This window comes from Mesorhizobium sp. BR1-1-13 (genome assembly GCF_020165515.1).
Taxonomy (GTDB): domain Bacteria; phylum Pseudomonadota; class Alphaproteobacteria; order Rhizobiales; family Rhizobiaceae; genus Mesorhizobium.
On record NZ_JAIUIH010000002.1, the window covers coordinates 234,925 to 252,983 of the forward strand.

20 protein-coding genes are annotated in these 18,059 nt (G+C 64.6%); 10 read left to right on the plus strand and 10 right to left on the minus strand.

Features of this window, described 5'->3' with window-relative positions:
* Positions 1-35: 35 nt before the first annotated feature.
* The 3 genes from LB533_RS05555 to LB533_RS05565 form a co-directional block, all read right to left on the minus strand.
* A complete protein-coding gene (locus tag LB533_RS05555; RefSeq protein WP_224676844.1) occupies positions 36-602 on the minus strand; it encodes a DUF6101 family protein in 567 nt (188 codons plus the stop codon).
* A 182-nt stretch (positions 603-784) separates the two neighbouring features.
* Positions 785-2,215, minus strand: a complete 1,431-nt coding sequence (locus LB533_RS05560) for an FAD-binding oxidoreductase (RefSeq protein WP_224676845.1) — start codon at positions 2,213-2,215, stop codon at positions 785-787.
* Positions 2,216-2,225: 10 nt separating this feature from the next.
* Positions 2,226-3,170 (minus strand): L-threonylcarbamoyladenylate synthase, encoded by a 945-nt coding sequence (locus LB533_RS05565; RefSeq protein WP_263487358.1) that lies wholly within the window; start codon positions 3,168-3,170, stop codon positions 2,226-2,228.
* 192 nt (positions 3,171-3,362) lie between these two features.
* On the opposite strand from LB533_RS05565, the gene LB533_RS05570 reads away from it, so the two are divergent.
* Positions 3,363-3,806: a hypothetical protein gene (locus tag LB533_RS05570; RefSeq protein ID WP_140638635.1), complete on the plus strand. Its 444-nt coding sequence runs from the start codon at positions 3,363-3,365 to the stop codon at positions 3,804-3,806.
* Positions 3,807-3,897: 91 nt separating this feature from the next.
* Here LB533_RS05570 and glyS read toward each other — a convergent pair whose 3' ends face one another.
* Positions 3,898-6,219 (minus strand): glycine--tRNA ligase subunit beta, encoded by a 2,322-nt coding sequence (glyS, locus tag LB533_RS05575; protein WP_224676847.1) that lies wholly within the window; start codon positions 6,217-6,219, stop codon positions 3,898-3,900.
* A gap of 190 nt (positions 6,220-6,409) precedes the next feature.
* Between glyS and LB533_RS05580 the strand changes: the two genes are divergently transcribed.
* Positions 6,410-6,583, plus strand: coding sequence for a hypothetical protein (locus tag LB533_RS05580; protein WP_224676848.1), 174 nt, complete (start codon positions 6,410-6,412; stop codon positions 6,581-6,583).
* A 3-nt stretch (positions 6,584-6,586) separates the two neighbouring features.
* Here LB533_RS05580 and LB533_RS05585 read toward each other — a convergent pair whose 3' ends face one another.
* The gene (locus tag LB533_RS05585; protein WP_224676986.1) at positions 6,587-7,507 is read right to left on the minus strand and encodes a glycine--tRNA ligase subunit alpha; all 921 of its coding nucleotides are present in this window, start codon (positions 7,505-7,507) and stop codon (positions 6,587-6,589) included.
* A 210-nt stretch (positions 7,508-7,717) separates the two neighbouring features.
* Here LB533_RS05585 and LB533_RS05590 point away from each other — a divergent pair, with 210 nt between their 5' ends.
* A complete protein-coding gene (locus tag LB533_RS05590) occupies positions 7,718-8,179 on the plus strand; it encodes a GNAT family N-acetyltransferase (protein ID WP_224676849.1) in 462 nt (153 codons plus the stop codon).
* A 62-nt stretch (positions 8,180-8,241) separates the two neighbouring features.
* Here LB533_RS05590 and LB533_RS05595 read toward each other — a convergent pair whose 3' ends face one another.
* The 4 genes from LB533_RS05595 to LB533_RS05610 all read right to left on the minus strand — a co-directional run bounded on the left by LB533_RS05595 (position 8,242) and on the right by LB533_RS05610 (position 12,809).
* On the minus strand, positions 8,242-10,014 hold the full coding sequence (locus LB533_RS05595; RefSeq protein WP_224676850.1) for a tetratricopeptide repeat protein: 1,773 nt from the start codon (positions 10,012-10,014) through the stop codon (positions 8,242-8,244).
* Positions 10,015-10,330: 316 nt separating this feature from the next.
* Positions 10,331-10,912, minus strand: a complete 582-nt coding sequence (locus tag LB533_RS05600) for a biotin transporter BioY (RefSeq protein WP_224676851.1) — start codon at positions 10,910-10,912, stop codon at positions 10,331-10,333.
* A 106-nt stretch (positions 10,913-11,018) separates the two neighbouring features.
* Positions 11,019-11,687 (minus strand): GntR family transcriptional regulator, encoded by a 669-nt coding sequence (locus LB533_RS05605; protein ID WP_224676852.1) that lies wholly within the window; start codon positions 11,685-11,687, stop codon positions 11,019-11,021.
* 105 nt (positions 11,688-11,792) lie between these two features.
* The gene (locus LB533_RS05610; protein ID WP_140514769.1) at positions 11,793-12,809 is read right to left on the minus strand and encodes a polyprenyl synthetase family protein; all 1,017 of its coding nucleotides are present in this window, start codon (positions 12,807-12,809) and stop codon (positions 11,793-11,795) included.
* A gap of 165 nt (positions 12,810-12,974) precedes the next feature.
* On the opposite strand from LB533_RS05610, the gene LB533_RS05615 reads away from it, so the two are divergent.
* The 7 genes from LB533_RS05615 (at position 12,975) to LB533_RS05645 (ending at position 17,312) form a co-directional block, all read left to right on the plus strand.
* On the plus strand, positions 12,975-13,199 hold the full coding sequence (locus tag LB533_RS05615; protein WP_135901951.1) for a DUF2007 domain-containing protein: 225 nt from the start codon (positions 12,975-12,977) through the stop codon (positions 13,197-13,199).
* Positions 13,199-13,999, plus strand: coding sequence for a methyltransferase (locus LB533_RS05620; RefSeq protein WP_224676853.1), 801 nt, complete (start codon positions 13,199-13,201; stop codon positions 13,997-13,999). Before LB533_RS05615 ends, LB533_RS05620 begins: the two co-directional genes overlap by 1 nt.
* Positions 14,000-14,086: 87 nt before the next feature.
* On the plus strand, positions 14,087-14,950 hold the full coding sequence (locus tag LB533_RS05625; RefSeq protein ID WP_140638627.1) for a S49 family peptidase: 864 nt from the start codon (positions 14,087-14,089) through the stop codon (positions 14,948-14,950).
* 137 nt (positions 14,951-15,087) lie between these two features.
* Complete coding sequence (locus tag LB533_RS05630) at positions 15,088-15,273, plus strand: hypothetical protein (protein WP_140497980.1); 186 nt, start codon at positions 15,088-15,090, stop codon at positions 15,271-15,273.
* A gap of 50 nt (positions 15,274-15,323) precedes the next feature.
* Complete coding sequence (locus tag LB533_RS05635; protein WP_140638626.1) at positions 15,324-16,202, plus strand: 4-(cytidine 5'-diphospho)-2-C-methyl-D-erythritol kinase; 879 nt, start codon at positions 15,324-15,326, stop codon at positions 16,200-16,202.
* Entirely contained in the window at positions 16,189-16,743 is a 555-nt protein-coding gene (moaB, locus tag LB533_RS05640; RefSeq protein ID WP_140638625.1) for a molybdenum cofactor biosynthesis protein B, read from the plus strand. Before LB533_RS05635 ends, moaB begins: the two co-directional genes overlap by 14 nt.
* Positions 16,740-17,312 (plus strand): GFA family protein, encoded by a 573-nt coding sequence (locus tag LB533_RS05645; RefSeq protein ID WP_140638624.1) that lies wholly within the window; start codon positions 16,740-16,742, stop codon positions 17,310-17,312. The genes moaB and LB533_RS05645 overlap by 4 nt, the downstream gene beginning before the upstream one ends.
* Before the next feature lie 148 nt (positions 17,313-17,460).
* Here LB533_RS05645 and LB533_RS05650 read toward each other — a convergent pair whose 3' ends face one another.
* A complete protein-coding gene (locus tag LB533_RS05650) occupies positions 17,461-17,985 on the minus strand; it encodes a glycosyltransferase (RefSeq protein WP_140638623.1) in 525 nt (174 codons plus the stop codon).
* Positions 17,986-18,059 lie beyond the last annotated feature (74 nt).

Below are 18,059 nucleotides of genomic sequence, written 5' to 3' on the forward strand. Positions count from 1 at the left end.
CCAGCCGGCGCCAGCCTTCCAGACAGAATTTCAGCCTATTCGCGCGCGATGATCTCGTCGCCGTCGATCACCAGCCTGAGACCGAGGTCACCCGCCCTGCGGCGGGCGAGGAAGCGCGGGCGGCGCATGGTCGAAACGCGGCCCTTGCGGCGGTCCTGCGGCGGCAGCGTCTTGATGGCGGCGCCGAGCGATTCCTCCAGCGTGCGGGCAACGCCGTCCGATTCGATCAACAGCATCGGCAAGCGATAGGCGTCGGCCCAGGCGCGCCAGTCGGCGGCGACGTCGTCGAGGTCGTCGGCGACCAGCAGCGGCACCGACAGCATGGGATCGTTGTGCAGGAGTTCCAGGGTCACCGTGACATTGCCTTCCGGATCCTCCATCGCGCGGGCGGCAACGCCGCGGAACGCATTGGCGGGCAGAGCGATGATCGCCGGTACGCCGCTCATCTCCAGCAGGCGGCGGATCACGGCGCCACGGTGGTCGATGGTGAAGGTCACGTCGCCATAGTCGTCGCGTGTGGCGTAGCTTACCACCTGCGGCAGGCGGAATGGGTCGAGGCGCATATTGCGTCCCGCCCAGACTGGCTTCAGTCCAGTGTTCATTGAATGCCTTCCTGTTTCTCCTGAGAGCCGGTGTCCGGTTCTCTCCGGGCCAGTTTTCCCGGCCTCGTTATGGGGAAACAGTAGCGCGGCCTCCTTACCGCCGCGCTTAAGAAAGTCGGTTAAATTTTGCTGATCACGGGGATGGTTATCGGAATGCGACCGCGCGCTCGATTCCGAAAGGATCAGATAACCTTACCGGGGTTCATGATGCCGGCCGGGTCGAAAGCCTGCTTGACCCTGCGCATCAGGTCGATCGCCATGGGCGGGGCGGTGGCGATCAGTTCGTCCCGCTTCAGCTGGCCGATGCCGTGCTCGGCCGAGATCGAGCCGTGGAAGGAGCGCACGACGTCGTGCACCGCCTTGTTCATGGGATGGTAGAGATCGAGGAACGCCTCGTCATCGCCATCGACGGGCCGCGAGATGTTATAGTGGAGATTGCCGTCGCCCATATGGCCGAAGCAGACCACGCGCGCTCCAGGGCTAACCGAAGCCACCGCGCCGGCGGCCTCTTCGATGAAACGCGGGATCGATGCCACCGGGACCGAAATGTCATGCTTGATCGAGGCGCCCTCGGGCTTCTGCGCGTCGGGCAGCACCTCGCGGAAATTCCAGAAGGCATCGCCTTGCGCAAGGCTGGCCGCGATCACCGCATCGCCGACAATTTCCTGTTCCAGCCCGGCCCCGAGCACGTCCTCGATCAGGGCCCTGGCATCTTCCGGCGAGCGGCCGGACGAGATCTGCATCAGCACATACCACGGCCAATCCTGCGCCAGCGGCCGCACCACGCCCTGGGCATGCGCCAGCGTGAAATCGTACGGCCGCTTGCCGATCAGCTCGAAGGCGGTGAGCGCGGCGCCGGCGCGGTCCGTCGCCAGGCTGAACAGCGACAGCGCCGCCTCGGCCGACGGCAGGCCGACGAACGCAATCTCGCGGCCTTTCGGCTTCGGGAAGAGTTTCAGCACCGCGGCCGTGATGATGCCGAGCGTGCCTTCGGCGCCGACGAACAGGTTCTTGAGGTCGTAGCCGGTATTGTCCTTCTTCAGCTTGCGCAGATCGTCGAACACCTCGCCCGTCGGCAGCACCACCTCGACGCCGAGGCAAAGCTCGCGCGCATTGCCATAGGCCAGCACGCCGGTGCCGCCTGCATTGGAGGAAAGATTGCCGCCGATCTGGCAGGAGCCTTGCGCGGCCAGCGACAGCGGAAACAGCCGGTCGGCGGCATCGGCCGCTTCCTGCAGCGTCTGCAAGATGACGCCGGCCTCCGCCGTCACGGTGTTGGACAGGACGTCGATCTCGCGAATGCGATTCAGCCGCGACAAGGACAGCACGATCTCGCGCCCGGACTTGTCCGGCACCTGGGCGCCGACCAGCCCTGTGTTGCCGCTTTGCGGCACGACCGGCGTCGCCGTCTCGGTCGCCAGCCGCATGATGCGACTGACTTCCTCGACGCTGCCCGGCCGCAGCACAAGCGATGTCGCGCCATGCCATAGCCCGCGCCGTTCCGTGATGTAGGGCGCGATATCGCGCTGGTCGCGCAGCGCGTATTTCTCGCCGACGATCGCCGCGAAGCGGTCGATGAGAGCGGTGTCGGGAATCTCGGCGATATCGGTCATGTGCGCGAAACTATGTTGGCGGCAAGCTATTGTCACGCGGCGCGGCGGCACGCGAAAGCCGATCGTTGATCGCTTCGCCGAGCCCGTCGAAGGGAACGGGTTCGACGGCGATGGTCCGCGCGCCGCTGCGATCGAGTTCCTGCATATAAGCGAAAAGATTGCTCGCCGCTTCGCGCAGGTCGCCGGTCTCGGACAGATTGAGGCAAGCGGCAGCCTTTTGCCAGCCTTCGGCGCGGCGTTTGCCGAAAGCCAGCAGCGCCTCGCCCTCGCCGATGGTCCCGGCGTTTAGCCGCACGGCGGCGTCAGGCGCATAGTGCGAGGCGAGCATGCCCGGCGCCTCGACACCGGCGTCGGCGCCGCGCAACAGCTCCATGCCGACGACCGCCTCGATTTCCTGGGCGGCAATGCCGCCGGGCCTCAGGAGGCGCAATTTTCCCTCTTCGGCCTTGAGGATGGTCGATTCCAGCCCGACCGGCGTCGCGCCGCCATCGACGACCAATTTTATGCGGGCGCCGAGATCAGCCGCCACGGCTTGCGCCGTCGTCGCGCTGATCCTGCCGGAGGAATTGGCGCTGGGAGCCGCAAGCGGCCGGCCGAGCCTTGCAATCAGGTCGCCGCCGAAGCCCCTCGGCATGCGCAAGGCGATCGTGTCGAGCCCGGCCGTGACCAGCGGATGAATGTCGTTGCCTGGCCGCTGCGGCAGCACCAGCGTCAAAGGACCTGGCCAGAACGCAAGCGCCAATTTCCTCGACAGCGGATCGAACAAAGCAACGCGCTCGGCCATCGCCATGTCGGCGACATGGGCGATCAGCGGGTTGAACCGCGGCCGTCCCTTGGCCTCGAAAATGCGCGCCACGCCGATGCCGTTGGTGGCGTCGCCGGCGAGCCCATAGACGGTCTCGGTCGGAATGGCGACCACGTCGCCGCTTTCAAGCAGCGCCAATGCCCGTTCCATCGCCTCGTCGACGGCAAGAATTTCAACCACGCTGGTCACCTCACGGATGCCGGCTGCGTAGTACGATGGCGTCCAAGGGGCAAGCCCGTCCCTTGGCGATTTGCCAATCCCTAAAATGCTACGGTTCCGCGAAAGCCGGCATCAATTCCGACCCGCTATCGTGCGGCTTCCGGGCAATGGGGAGCTTTCATCGTGTCTGTGCGTATTTGGGGAACGCTTGCTATCACTCTGGCGGCGATGGCCGGCGGAGCCCAGGCCTCGTCACTCGTCTTTCCCGGTGCGCCGGCCTCGACGCCGTCCATTGTCACGCTGGAGGCAGCCGATGCTGCCAAGGCAGGCGATATGCGGTCGGTCACCGCGCTCGGTGACCCCGACGTCACCTATGAAAAGGTGGCGGCGATCCCGAACGCGCCTGAGGCGCGGCACGGCTTCCTGCAAAACCCGATGATCATTCGAGGCGGTATCGTCGGCAGCGCCTTCTCGACGCCCACACAAGCCAAGGCGCCGGCCACTGCAACCGCCACCGCTTCGGCGGCACCTGCGGCGAATGGGCAGAAGACCCCGGCGACATCACCGGCAGCCGCGCCGGCGGCGGCAGCGCAGCAGCCCGTCCCTGGGGTCGGCAAACTCAAGTAACGGCTGTCTTGACGTCGGTCCGGCGTCCGGCACCGTGCCGGACAGGCCGCTTTTGCCGCCGAGGACGAGCGTCGCTTCGCCTGAAGTCCCTCTAACCCGCGATCTTGGAGAAATCCGCGACCTGGTCGGTGGCCGCGCGGATGCGGGCGAGCAGCGCCAATCGATTGGCGCGCACGGCCTGATCCTCATCATTCACGAGAACGCCTTCAAAGAATGAATCAACTGGTTCGCGCAAAACGCTAAGCGCCAGCATGGCGGCGGAAAAGTCTTCGTTTTGAATCGCTTCGCCGGCTTGCTTCTCGGCCTGATTCACCGCCGCGAAAAGCGATTTTTCGGCATCCTCGCGGAACAGCGCCGGCTCAACGGTTTCGGCGACGAGCGTTTTCTTCTTCTCCTCGGCAGCCAGGATGTTGGCCGCGCGTTTGGTGCCGGCGAGCAGGTTCCTGCCATCCTCGGTATCGAGGAAGGAGCCCAATGCCTCGACGCGACGAACGATCTGCAGGAGGTCGTCCGATTGGGGCGTGATGACGGCATCGATCAGGTCGTGCCTCGCACCTTGATCGCGGAGATAGACCTTCAGGCGGTCGTGGAAGAAGGACAGGAGGTCCGGGACCAAAACCTCCCTATGGCGATTGAGATCTCGCTCGATCGTATCGCGATCAAAAGTTTTGAGTTGTCCGGCGATAGCTGTAATCAAGGACTCGCTATCCTGCGGATCACCAATATCAAATCCGGCTTTGGTTGCAGATTTGATAACTTCTAGTGGTCGCCGCAGCTCTCTCATAAAGCGAGTGTTTGACCAATTCATCCATTGATTTTGTAGCGTCTTTGCCAAGCGCAACGAGGTGCCCGTTTCAATCAAAATCCTAACTACGCCAAGCGCCGCACGGCGCAGCGCAAAGGGATCCTTGCTGCCCGTCGGCTTCTCATCGACAGTCCAGAACCCGACCAGCATGTCGAGCTTGTCGGCGAGCGCAACAGTGACGGATACCGGATCAGTTGGCACCCGATCGGAAGGGCCCTGCGGTTTGTAATGCTCTTCGATCGCTGCCGCGACGCTCACATGCTCGCCCTGCAGCAGCGCATATTTGCGCCCCATGGCGCCTTGTAGTTCTGGAAATTCGCCGACGACTTCGGTGGTGAGATCGGCCTTGGCCAGGACAGCGGCGCGGCGCACCAACGCGGGATCGGCGCCTACGACCGGCGCCAATTCCTCAGCAAGCTTGGCAATCCGCTCAACCCGCTCGCCCTGAGTGCCGAGCTTGGCGTGGAAGGTCACATTGAGATGGTCGAGCCGGGCCATGCGCTGGTCGAGCGGCTTGTTGAGGTCGAGCCCGAACTTTTTCGCCGACGCCTCGAGCTCGGCGAGATCGGGCAGATCGCCCTGGTCGGTCGTCCAGAAATAGAGCGCGTCGGAGAGGCGCGCGCGCACCACCTTGCCGTTGCCGTGGGCGATCTCCTTGCCGCCATCGCTCGCCTCGATGTTGGCGGTGACGATGAAGCGGTTGGAAAGCGCATCGCCTTGCCCTTGCGGGCGCGTGACAAAGCACTTCTGGTTGGCGCGGATGGTCAGCCGGATCACCTCGGCCGGAATGGCGAGGAAATCCTGCTCGAATTCGCCCATCAATACCACGGGCCATTCCACCAGCCCGGAGACCTCTTCCAAAAGTCCCTCGTCCTCGACAAGGTCGAGTCCGTTGGCGAAAGCCAGATTGCGGGCGTCGGCGAGGATGATCTCCTTGCGCCGGTCGGCGTCGAGCACGACCTTGGCCGCTTCCAGCTTGCCCACATAGTCGTCGAAGCGACGCACGGTGATTTCGCCGGGTGCGTGAAAGCGGTGGCCGTAGGTGACATTGCCCGAACGGATGCCATCGATCTCGAAATCGACCACGACAGGCTCCTCGGTTTCGGGGCCGAAGGTGCACAGGATCGATTGCAGCGGCCGTACCCAGCGCAGCGAGCCCGGCTTGGCCGACGCCGGCCCCCAGCGCATCGATTTCGGCCACGGGAAATTGCGGATGATATCAGCCACCAGCCCGGCGATGATCTCTTCGGCCGCCCTGCCCGGCTTCGAAATGTGCGCGACATAGAAGTCGCCCTTCTTCGGGTCGGAATGGACGTGTGCCTCGGCGATCGAGGAAAGCCCGGCCTTGCGTAGGAAGCCCTGGACTGCCTGTTCAGGCGCCGTCGTCGACGGGCCCTTGATCTCCTCGCTGATGTCCTTCGAGCGCGCGGTAAGGCCCCTGATGTCGAGCGCCAGCCGCCGCGGCGTCCAGTACTCACGCGCCGCCTCGTAGGTCAGCCCTGCCTCGACCAGACCGTCGGTCAGCATCTTCTTGAGATCGCCCGCTGCCTTGCGCTGCATGCGGGCGGGTATTTCCTCGGAGCGAAGTTCTAGAAGCAGGTCAGGCATGGTTGAAGCTCACGCAGCAATGGTCCGCGGGCCATAGCAACTCGGCTGGCCGCTGTCACCCTTTCCAGAAATTTTGGGCGTCCTGTCGGGACGGGATGATCCCACCCGTCCTTGGATCAAAGATTTCCATGAACCGAACGCAGCGCTGAAGCGACCCACGCTCAGGCAGAGAGCTATTGGCTGAACGACCATGAAAACGGCATCGACATTCCTGCAAGTCCTCGCGCTCAGCGCCTGCTTCACCGCGCAGGTTCACGGCACCTTTTCGATGCCGGGCGTAAGGCAGGCATTGCGGACGATGGCCGGCCCGAGCGGCCAAATCCTGTCGCCCGTCAACGCCTCTCTCGAGATGACGGATGCCTGAGGCTCAGGCCGCGAGCCCGCCAGCCTGGGTGAGCAGGAACGCCTCGCCGCAGGCCTTCGCCAGATTGCGCACCCGCAGGATATAGCTCTGCCGCTCGGTGACCGAAATCACGCCGCGTGCGTCGAGCAGGTTGAAAACGTGGCTGGCCTTGATGCACTGGTCATAGGCAGGGAAGACCATGCGGTGCATCGGCAGGTTGTCGTTGGATGCCGGCGCGCCGGCATCAAGCAGCGCCTTGCACTCGGCCTCGGCATCCTCGAAGTGACGCAGCAGCATCGCCGTATTCGCATATTCGAAATTGTGGCGCGAATATTCTTGCTCGGCCTGCAGGAAGACATCGCCATAGCTCACCTTGTCGGCGCCTTCGCGGCCGTTGAAGCTGAGATCATAGACATTGTCGACGCCCTGCACATACATGGCCAGCCGTTCCAGACCGTAGGTGAGTTCGCCGGCAACCGGCGCGCACTCGATGCCGCAGACCTGCTGGAAATAGGTGAACTGCGACACTTCCATGCCGTCGCACCAGCATTCCCAGCCAAGCCCCCAGGCGCCGAGCGTCGGACTTTCCCAGTCGTCCTCGACGAAGCGGATGTCGTGCAGCAGCGGGTCGACGCCGATCGCTGCCAGCGAACCGAGATAAAGTTCCTGCAGATTGGGCGGGTTGGGTTTCAGTATCACCTGATACTGGTAGTAATGCTGCAGCCGGTTCGGGTTCTCGCCGTAACGGCCGTCCTTGGGGCGGCGCGAAGGCTGGACGTAGGCGGCGTTCCAGCGCCTCGGTCCAAGCGCCCGCAGCGTCGTTGCCGGATGGAAGGTGCCGGCGCCGACCTCCATGTCGTAGGGCTGGAGGATCACGCAGCCATAGTCCGCCCAGTAATTGTGCAAAGTCAGGATCAGCCCCTGAAAGGAGCGGCTGGGATGCATATGGGCGGGGATTTCAATCGTCACGGTGGCCTCGACTGCAAGGGCTGACTTGCGGCCCCGTCCTAGAGACACGGCGGCGAAGCGTCAAGCAAGGCGCGGGCCTCGCGAGGCATGTCGAAAGCTTTGCGAGCGGCTGGCCCATTGCCGGCCATGAGTGCGTGCCTTCTGGTGAACGCTCACAACTGCGCCTCGCCAGACAACAGGTCAGCCATGCCCAACTCCATCATCGTCCGCCCGGTCACGCACCAGGATTTCGAGCAATGGCTGCCGCTGTGGGACGGCTATAACGCGTTTTACGGGCGCTGGGGCGAGACGGCGCTGGCAAGCGAGATCACCGCCATGACATGGTCGCGCTTCTTCGACGCCTATGAGCCGGTGCATGCGCTGGTTGCCGAAAGCGAGGGCCAGCTTGTCGGCCTTGTCCATTACCTCTTTCACCGCAGCACCACGGCGATCGCGCCGAACTGCTACCTGCAGGATCTTTTCACCGACGAGACCCTGCGCGGCAAAGGCATCGGCCGGGCTCTCATCGAGGGCGTCTACGAGCGGGCGCAAGCGGCCGGTTCGGGCCGGGTGTACTGGCTGACGCACGAGACCAATCACACCGCCATGAAGCTCTACGACAGGATCGGCGAGCGCTCGGGCTTCGTCGTCTACCGCAAGCTGTTCTGACACGGCTGCCAACGAAAACGGGGCCCGACAAGGGCCCCGTTCGCAAGCAACATCATTTCATCTTAGCCCTTCGGCGCGGCCGGCGCCGGCTTGACCTTGGGGGTTTCCTGCGCCGTGTTGGACTCGATCGGCGGCAGGCCCTTCATCAGCTTCTGCTGCAAGGCGGCAAGCACGTCGGGGTCCGGCTTCAGGTCGCGCGCCTGGTTCCACTGGAAGGTGGCTTCGAGCTTGCGGCCGACGCGCCAGTAGGCGTCGCCGAGGTGGTCGTTCAACACCGGATCCTCCGGCTTCAGCGACACGGCGCGTTCCATTTCGCGGACCGCGTCATCGTACCTGCCGAGGCGGAAATAGGCCCAGCCCAGCGAGTCGACGATGTAACCGTCGCTCGGCCTGAGATCGACGGCCTTCTGGATCATCGCCAGGCCTTCCTTCAGGTTCATATTCATGTCGACCCAGGAATAGCCGAGATAGTTCAGCACCTGCGGCTGGTCGGGCTGCAATTCCAGCGCCTTGCGGAAATTCGGCTCGGCCTTCGGCCATTCCTTCAGCCGCTCATAGGCGATGCCGCGCTGGTAGAAGATATTCCAGTTGGCGGCGGTCGGCGTCTTCAGCGCCTCGACAGCCTTGTCGTAGAGATTGGCGGCGGAACGGAAATCCTCCTTCGACGAATAGACCCCACCAAGCGCCAGGTAGGCGCGCATGTCGTTGGGATGCGCATCGACGAAGGCCTTCAGATGCGTGATCGCCTCGTCATGGCGGTCGAGATCAGCCAGGTTGAGGCCAAGCTGTAAGTCCGAAAGCTCCTTCAGCGGCGAGCTATCCGGTATCCGCCGGTAAAGCGCGATGGCCCCCTCGCCGTCCTTCAGTTGTTCGGAAACGGCGGCAAGCTGCACCAGGGCGGCATCGCTGTCGGGCTTCAGCGCCAGCGCATATTGCAGATAGAGCCTGACGAAAGGCTCACCGCCGCCGCGATTGAGCGCGGTCGCCAGATCGAGCAGTATCTCGGAGGCTCCGTCGGACGGACCGGCAACGAAAGGCGGGATCTTGTCACCCTTGCTGATCCTGTCGCGCAAGGCGACGATTTCCAGCTTGCCCGGCGAAAACGCTTCGGCCTGGTCGAGCACCGATACCGCCTTGGCCGTGTCGCCCTTGCGGGCCAGGAACGAGGCATAGGCCTGCGCATTGCGCATCCAGGTTTCGGGAGCCGCACTGCCGGCGGCGGTGTCCTGCATGGTCGCGGCGTAGATCGCGTCGGCCTTCTCAGGCATGTTGGACGCGTCGGCAATCAGCGCGCGGTGGAAGGATTTGAACAGGCCGAACCAGTCCGGCCCCTGCAGCTTGTCGATGAATGCCATCGCCTCGCTGGGGTCGCCGGCGCCCTCTTGGGCCCAGCCGGACATGACGCCGGAGATCAGCCGGTCGAGATCGGATTCCAGCGACAGCTTCAGCCAGTACTGCGCCTTGGAAAAATCCTTCTTGTGGAAGGAATCCACCGCCAGCGCCAGGCGCGAGAACCGTTCGACGTCAGGAACTTCCTTGAGCTTGTCGGCATAGACAAGGGATTCGTCGAAGCGTCCTTGCGCGATCAGCGACAGCATCAGGCTCTGCTGCAGGCCCGTATCGCTCGGATCGAAGGCCAGGGCCTGCTTGTAATAGGCGATGGCGTTGTCGAGGTCGTTGTCACCTTCGGCGATCCGGGCAGCCAGATAGGCTCCCGAGAAGGATGTGATCTTCACCGGTTCGGTGGTCTGCTTGGCATAGGCCGGCAGCGCCGAAATCGCCATGCCCGTCACAAGTGCCAGCCTTGTCAGCCAGCGCGCACGTCCCTGCTGCATCGTATCCCTTTCAGCCAGGCGCCATCTCCGCGTCAGCGGGATCGACGTAGATTCGATCTTTCGGAGAAAAGCATGGCCTTTTTGGGGTCACGCTTCAATCTTCCTCGAATTCACAATCGGGTCACCCGATTAACAAACCATGCCGGCAGAGAACGGTTTTCAGCCCGAAACCGGCGCATCGGCGTCAGGAGTTGCCCGGCAGGCGTGCGCCCTGGTATCCGCCCGACGCCACCGCGCTGCACAGGCCGTTCCATTCGCAGCCCTGGCAGGTCCGGCGGGTGAGGCCGGCCAAGAAGGCCTGCCACATCCGCGCCAGCTATTTCGCCCTGCCGCGCGGGAGCGCCATCAGCGTGGCCGCGCCAAGCGCCGACTTGAGCAGGCCGCCAAGGACGAACGGCAGGAACCCGAAGGCGACAGCCTTCTCAGCGCCGATGATGACGGCGAGCCACGCCGTGCCAAGGGCAAGGCACAGCAGGTTGCCGAGCAGCATGGCGACGAAGGCAAGCACGCCCCTCCCGCCGTTCCAGCCGCGCTCCGCCAGCCAGCCGACCAGCGCGCCGACAACCGGGAAGGCGAAGAGATAGCCGCCCGTCGGGCCGATGAAATGCTGTACGCCGGCGGCCCCGCCGGCCAGAACCGGGAAGCCGACCGCACCCTCGACCAGCCAGGCGGCGATGGTGATCGCGCCCAGCCGCCAGCCATAGAGCGCGCCGACCAGCGTCACGGCGAAGGTTTGCATCGTCACAGGAACCGGCACCATCGGCACCTCGATATAGGAGGACAGCGCCAGGAAGAACGTGCCGAGCACGACGGCGCCCACCTGCCAGCCGAGCGATCGCTCCTGAAGCCGGAGCGGGCTGAAGGACGGTTTTGCGGACGAGAACGCGATGTCGGTCATAGGGACTCCCTTGGTCGATCCAAAACTATAGATAATTTCTGCCTTCGATCTATTATCGAAGCCACAAATTTCGGACGAAGGCAAGGCATGCCTTGCGCAAGGGCGGTTAGCCCACGATCGCGAAGGCCTCTCGCGTGGTGCCGGAGGCTGTCCTGACCGGCTTGCGGCCAATCCACTGCACGTGCCGCCCCAATGTCGCCGCGGCCGATTCGGTGTTGCCCTGCCGCAAGGCGGCCAATATCGCCCGGTGGTCCTGATCGGTGCGGGTCTCCCATTCCGAGCGCCATGCGGCGAACAGGAAACGGGCGCTTGCGGCGTGCAGGTCATCGATGGTGGCGAGAAGACGCGACATGCCGCATGGCGCCAGGATCAACCGGTGAAAGGCGCGGTTGGCTTCTTCCCACGACCTGACGTCCCGGGATTTGTCGCCGGCCTTGGTGGCCTCCTCGGCCCGGTCGAGAATAGCCGAGGTCAGATGCGGCGCCGCATGGCGGAGCGCCAGCACTTCGAGCGCTGCCCGCATTTCGGCGACCTCCTTGACCTCGCCGAGGTCGAAAGCCGCCACGCGCACGCCGCGGCGCGGTTCGCTGACGGCCAGGCCTTGCGCCTCGAGACGGCGAAAGGCCTCGCGCACGGGAACATGGCTGGTGTTAAACTCCTCGGCGACATGATCCTGCCGCAGCCGCGCGCCCGGCTCGATCGCGCCCGAGATGATGCGATCAGCCAGAACCTTGCCGATGCGCACCGCGATGGTGTCGTCCGTGCCCTTTGCCATGTTTTATAGATAATTTGCGGTCGGGCAGCTTGTCGAGGCGGCGGAGACGGATTCACGGATTTCTCCCCAGCACGAGCCAAGGAGAGCTGCGTGAAAGGCAGCGGCTCAGTTCACCCGGCTGATGCAGAAATCGATGACGTCGATCAGCGCCGATTTCTGCGGCGTCGCCTCCAGCGGCGCCAGCGCGTCGCGGGCGATCTCGCCGAAATGACGGGCACGCCCGATCGTGTCGGCGATCGCGCCGTGGTGGGTCATCAGCCCGATCGCCTTTTCGAGGCCGGCGTCATCGGTGACATTGTCCTCGATGGCGCGCTTCCAGAAAGTGCGCTCGGCCTTGCTGCCGCGCCGGTAGGCGAGAATGACCGGCAGCGTCACCTTGCCCTCGCGAAAATCGTCGCCGACATTCTTGCCGAGATCCTTGCTGGTGCCGCCATAGTCCAGCGCATCGTCGATCAGTTGGAAGGCGAGCCCGAGGTTCATGCCATAGGAGCGCAAGGCGGCGCGGTCGTTGCGCGTCGCCTGGGCGATGACAGGGCCGACCTCGGCGGCAGCCGAGAACAAGGCCGCGGTCTTGGCCTTGATGACGGCGAAATGCTCGTCCTCGGTGGTCTCCAGGTTCTTGGCGGCGGCAAGCTGCATGACCTCGCCCTCGGCGATGATCGAGGCCGCGCTCGACAGGATGTCGAGCGCCTCCAGCGAACCGACATCGACCATCATGCGGAATGCCTGGCCGAGCAGGAAGTCGCCGACCAGCACGCTCGCCTGGTTGCCCCAGATCATGCGGGCCGTCTTCTTGCCGCGTCGCATGCCGCTCTCGTCGACGACGTCGTCGTGGAGCAGCGTCGCGGTGTGCATGAACTCGACCGATGTGGCGAGCTTTACGTGGCCCTCGCCGGCATAGCCGAACATCTGTGCGGCGGCGAGCGTCAGCATCGGCCTGAGCCGCTTGCCGCCCGACGAGATCAGGTGGTTGGCGACCTCCGGGATCATCTCGACATCGGATCCGGCCTTCGAGAGGATCAATTCGTTGACGCGCCCCATGTCGGCCGCCGTGAGGTCGATCAGATCCTTGATGGAGGCGGGTTCCCGCTTTCCGTTTTCGATGTTGAGAACGACACCCACGACAAACTCTCCCGTCTGATGTAACGCGTGCGACGGCACCCTTAGTTCCGTTACGGACTCTAGGGCGGCGAACGCTGCCACGGCAAGTGGCGAATTGGCGCGGCTACTCTGGTTTCGGGCCCCGCATGCGTTTACATGAACGCGGCAAACTGAGAGTTTCGTCCGATGATAGAGCTCATTCGCACCAACGACGCCGTCATCATCTCCTTCGTCGAATCGCTGATGCGCGATGCCGGCATCGGCTGCTTCGTGGCCGACCAGAATATGAGCGTGCTCGACGGCTCGCTCGGCATCCTGCCGCGGCGCGTCATGGTCGACGCCGACAAGGCCGACGCGGCGCGGCGCATCCTGACGGATGCCGGCATCGCCAACGAGATCCGCCAAAAATAATGTCCGCCGCGCCAGCCGCCCTCGCCCCGGACACGCCGGCCCACACGGTCGATGCCTTCCATCGCGGCCGGTTCTGGCTGGTGCAGCCCAAGCATGGCGGCCATCGCGCCGGCATGGACGCCATGATGCTGGCGGCTGCCGTGCCGTCTTCGTTCGGCGGGCATCTCGCCGATTTCGGCGCCGGCGCCGGTGCCGCGGCACTTGCCGTTCTGGCGCGCTGCCCGACGGCCCGGGCCCTGCTGGTCGAACGCGCGCCGGAAATGGCGGCTTTCGCCGCGGCCACGCTCGCGCATCCCGGGAACGCGCATCTGGCCGACCGCGCTTCGGTGCTCGTCGCCAATGTCGCGCTTTCGGGCCGCGCCAGGACGGCGGCCGGCCTCGGCGACAATGATTTCGATTTCGTCATCATGAATCCGCCCTTCAACGCCGCGCAGGACCGCGCCACGCCCGAGCGCTTGAGAAAGGAAGCGCATGTCATGGAGGACGGGCTGCTAGAGGGCTGGATCCGCAGTGCCGCGGCGGTGGTCAGGCCGCGCGGCGGGCTTGCCGTCATCGCGCGGCCCGAGCAACTCGGTTCGCTTCTCGATGCGATCGCGGGCCGCTTCGGCGACGCCGAGATGCTGGCCGTGCATCCCCGCCCCGATGCCGCGGCGATCCGCATCATCGTCAGGGCAACGCTCGGAGCGCGCGGCAAACTCGCCATCCGGCCGCCTTTGATGCTTCACGCGCAGACGGGCGACGGCCCGTCGGAACGGACGGAGATGATCAACAACGGCCTCGCCTCCCTGTTCGGAGATTGAACACAACCTGGCCGCGATGGCCGCGGCATTGCCGTTGGTCTTGAAATTCCTACATGCTGGCAACCCATCGAGCGGAGATCGACCTCAGTGAAACGCCTTTTCAACCGCCTGCTGCCGAAATCCTGGCGTTCCACAGTCGTCACCATTCCGGTCATCCGGCTGCACGGCACCATCCTGGCGGGCGGCGGCCCGTTCCGTCCGAGCCTGTCGCTTGCCTCCACCGCCGGCCTGATCGAAAAGGCGTTTTCCTTCGACGCGCCTGCGATCGCCATCTCCATCAATTCGCCCGGCGGCTCGCCGGTGCAGTCGCGGCTGATCTTCAAGCGCATCCGCGACCTGGCGATCGAGAAGAACAGAAAGGTGCTGGTCTTCGTCGAGGACGTCGCTGCCTCCGGCGGCTACATGATCGCGGTGGCCGGCGATGAGATTTTCGCCGACCCATCGTCCATCGTCGGCTCGATCGGCGTGGTCTCGGCCTCGTTCGGCTTCCCGGAGTTGATGAAGAAGATCGGCGTCGAGCGCCGCGTCCACACGGCGGGGCAGAACAAGTCGGTGCTCGATCCGTTCAAGCCCGAGAAGAAGGAAGACATCGAACGGCTGAAGGCGCTGCAGCTCGAAGTGCACGAAACCTTCATCGATCTGGTCAAGGAGCGGCGCGGCACCAAGCTCAAGGACGATCCCGACCTGTTCACGGGCCTGTTCTGGACCGGCAAGCGGGGCCTGGAGCTTGGGCTTGTCGATGCGCTCGGCGACATGCGATCCGTGCTCAAGACGCGGTTCGGGGCGAAAACTCAACTCAGGCTGATCTCGGCACCGCGCGGTTTGTTCGGCCGCTTCGGGCTGTTCGGCTCGAGCAAGGGCTTTTCGGCGCCCGATATTGCCGCCGCTGCCACCGGCGGCGTGATAGATGCGGCGCAAGAGCGCGCTCTGTGGGCGCGCTTCGGGCTTTGAAAACCCGGCAAAACCGTCTAGCATGAACCCCGAAGTTCCATGCATGTCGTTTTTCTCCAGAACCCGTCTTTGGACGACATGCGCCAACCGACCCGACCGGCCGCCCTTCGCCGGCCCAGCGTGGGAGGAGTTTTGATATGCCGCAGATCATTTTCTTCGCCGTCGTCGGGATCGCCGCCTATTTTGGCTACCGCACCTTTATCCGCGAGGCCGAGCGTGTAACCGCCAAGGTGCGGCGCACCGAAAAGCAGACGGCAAACGGCGCGATGGGGACGCTGGTGAAGGATCCGAAGACCGGCGAGTACCGGCTGGCCAAGGACTGATCCTCATTTCACTCGCAATCGAGAGCCTGGAATCCGGTCAGCGCGTCCGGATGTGGCCGGCGCCCGCCAAGATAAACCTTGCTCTGCACGTCACCGGCAGGCGCGATGACGGTTACCACCTGATCGAAAGCCTGGCGGTGTTCACGCGCTTTGGCGATAGGATCGAGATCGCGCTTGCCGAACGAGACGATTTCAGCGTGTCCGGCCGCTACGCTCCGGATGTTCCTGTCGACGGCAGCAATCTGGTGCTCAGGGCGCGCGACGCGCTGCGGCAGGCGGCCGGTCTTCGGAGCACGCCGCCGGTCGCCATCAGGCTCGAAAAGAACCTGCCGGTCGCCTCCGGCGTCGGCGGCGGATCGAGTGATGCGGCAGCGGTGCTGCGCGGCCTGGCATCGACCTGGCAACTCGACATCGACGAAGCCGCGCTGGCGCGGATCGGGCTTTCGCTCGGCGCTGACATTCCCATGTGCCTGGCGGCCAGGCCGCTGATCGCGCGCGGCATCGGCGAGGAGCTATCGATCGTGCCCGATTTCTCGGCGCTCGGACTGGTGCTGGTCAATCCCGGCAAGGCGGTCTCGACAGCCGACGTGTTCAACGCGCTGTCGCGGCGCGACAATGACGCGCTGCCGCCGCTGCCGCGCGTGATCGACTTCCACGGCCTGCGCAACTGGCTGGAGATCACGCGCAACGACCTTGAGCCCGCGGCCCGCGCCATCGAGCCCGCTATCGGCAAGGCACTTTCGGTGCTGAGCAAGGCCGGAGCCGGTTTTGCCCGCATGTCGGGTTCCGGCGCCACGTGCTTCGGCCTGTTCGAGACCGGCAACGTCGCCAAGCGCGCGGCCGCGGACATCCGCGCCCGGCAACCCGACTGGTTCGTCGCCGCGACGCGCAGCATGACGGCGGAGGCAGATGCCCATGGCCAGGACTGACGAGAACCGTTCTTTCATCCCCGTGCGCATCGCGGTGCTGACCGTTTCCGACACGCGCAGCCTTGCCGACGACAGGTCCGGCCAGACGCTGGCCGATCGTATCGCGGAAGCCGGCCACATCCTCGCCGCCCGCGACATTGTCACCGACGACCGCGACAAGATCCGCGACAAGGTTCTGGCGTGGTCGCGTGACAAGGACATCGACGTCGTCATCACCACCGGCGGCACCGGCTTCACCGGGCGCGACGTGACGCCGGACGCGCTGGAGCCGATCTTCGAAAAGCGCATGGACGGCTTTTCCGAGGTGTTCCACCGCATTTCCTACGACAAGATCGGCACCTCCACGATCCAGAGCCGGGCGACCGGCGGCGTCGTCAACGCCACCTTCGTCTTCGTGCTGCCGGGCTCGCCCGGCGCCTGCAAGGATGCCTGGGACGGCATCTTGAAGGCGCAGCTCGACTACCGGCACATGCCCTGCAACTTCGTCGAGATCATGCCGCGCCTGGACGAGCACCTGCGGCGCGGCATGTCGGCTCCGTGAAAGCCGAGGCAACGCGCTGGTTTCAAGCCGCGTTTGCCAGGCAGAACACCACCTTCGCCTTCGAAAGGCCATTCCAAACCGGATGCGGCAGGACGTATCGTCTCGCGGCGGCGGCCATCGCCGTTGACGACGGGATGGATGCGATGACTGTGCATAGTGGCGGGTGCCATTGCGGCAACATACGCCTTCGATTTTCAACCGAGCTCGATCCATCGAAAATCGAGGTCCGCGCCTGCCAGTGCTCGTTCTGTACCAGGCATGGCTCGCGCGCCGTCGCCGATCCGGACGGCAGGCTGATCATCTCAGTCAAGGACGTCCGGCGATTGAAGAAATACCGTTTTGGATTGGGGACGGCCGACTACCTGATCTGCGGCGAATGCGGCGTCTATACCGCCGCAATCGCCGGAGAGGACGATGCCAGAGCAATCGTCATCATCAACGCCCTGGACGATCGAAGGTGGTTCAGTCAGGAACCGATCCCTGTGGACTACGGCGCGGAAAGCAAGGCACAGCGCCAAGCCAGGCGTCGCCTTCGCTGGATGCCCGTCGAAATGCGCTTTAGCGAATAACCGGCTCGCCGTGGAAACGTCGGCGCCAGGGCCGCGAGACGCCGAAACCACTTCCATCATCAGCCGCGGCCTGCGCGCCGGCACCCGCGTGATCGGAAGCTAGCTGCGCGTCACATGTGCAACGCATGTAGACAGGGCAGCTGCAAAATCATTTGGACGGGCGGTGCTCTTGTTTTGCCGGAGCGGCCCAGATTTCGGCATCCAGCCGCTTGGTCGCCAGGCCGCGAGCGAGGGCCTCGGCGCCGCCGGCTTTTTTCGACAAGGACGCGGCCTGGCGCTTGCTGATCAGCAGCCCGTCGGCCAAGGCCCGATTTCCCGAGAAGATCCGGGCCAGGAATGGCGCGCGGCCGGCGCGTGTGCGTGAAAACCGCGCCGCCATGGTTTGCCTCGCGGTATGCGCAACGACCTCGTCGATCCATCCGTCGACCAGTCGCGCACCCGGTTCCAGCAGCAACAGCCAATCGCCCTTCGCATGCCGGATGGCTGCCGCGACCCCGTCGGTCGCATACTGGCAACCGGCATGCTCGGCGACGCGATGGGTCTGGTCGGTGGAACCGGTGTCGCAGACGATGACCTCGCGCACCACGCCCTCGACCGCGCCGCCAATCAGCGTCGCCAGCGTGCGGGCGAGGCCCTCCTCGTCATTGTGGGTCTCGATGAGAACGGTGAGCATCGTTTGCCGAATAGCGGAAAGCGGAACGCAGCGCCAGTTTTTGCGGCGCACCATAAAAAGTTCTTGCTTTGTTC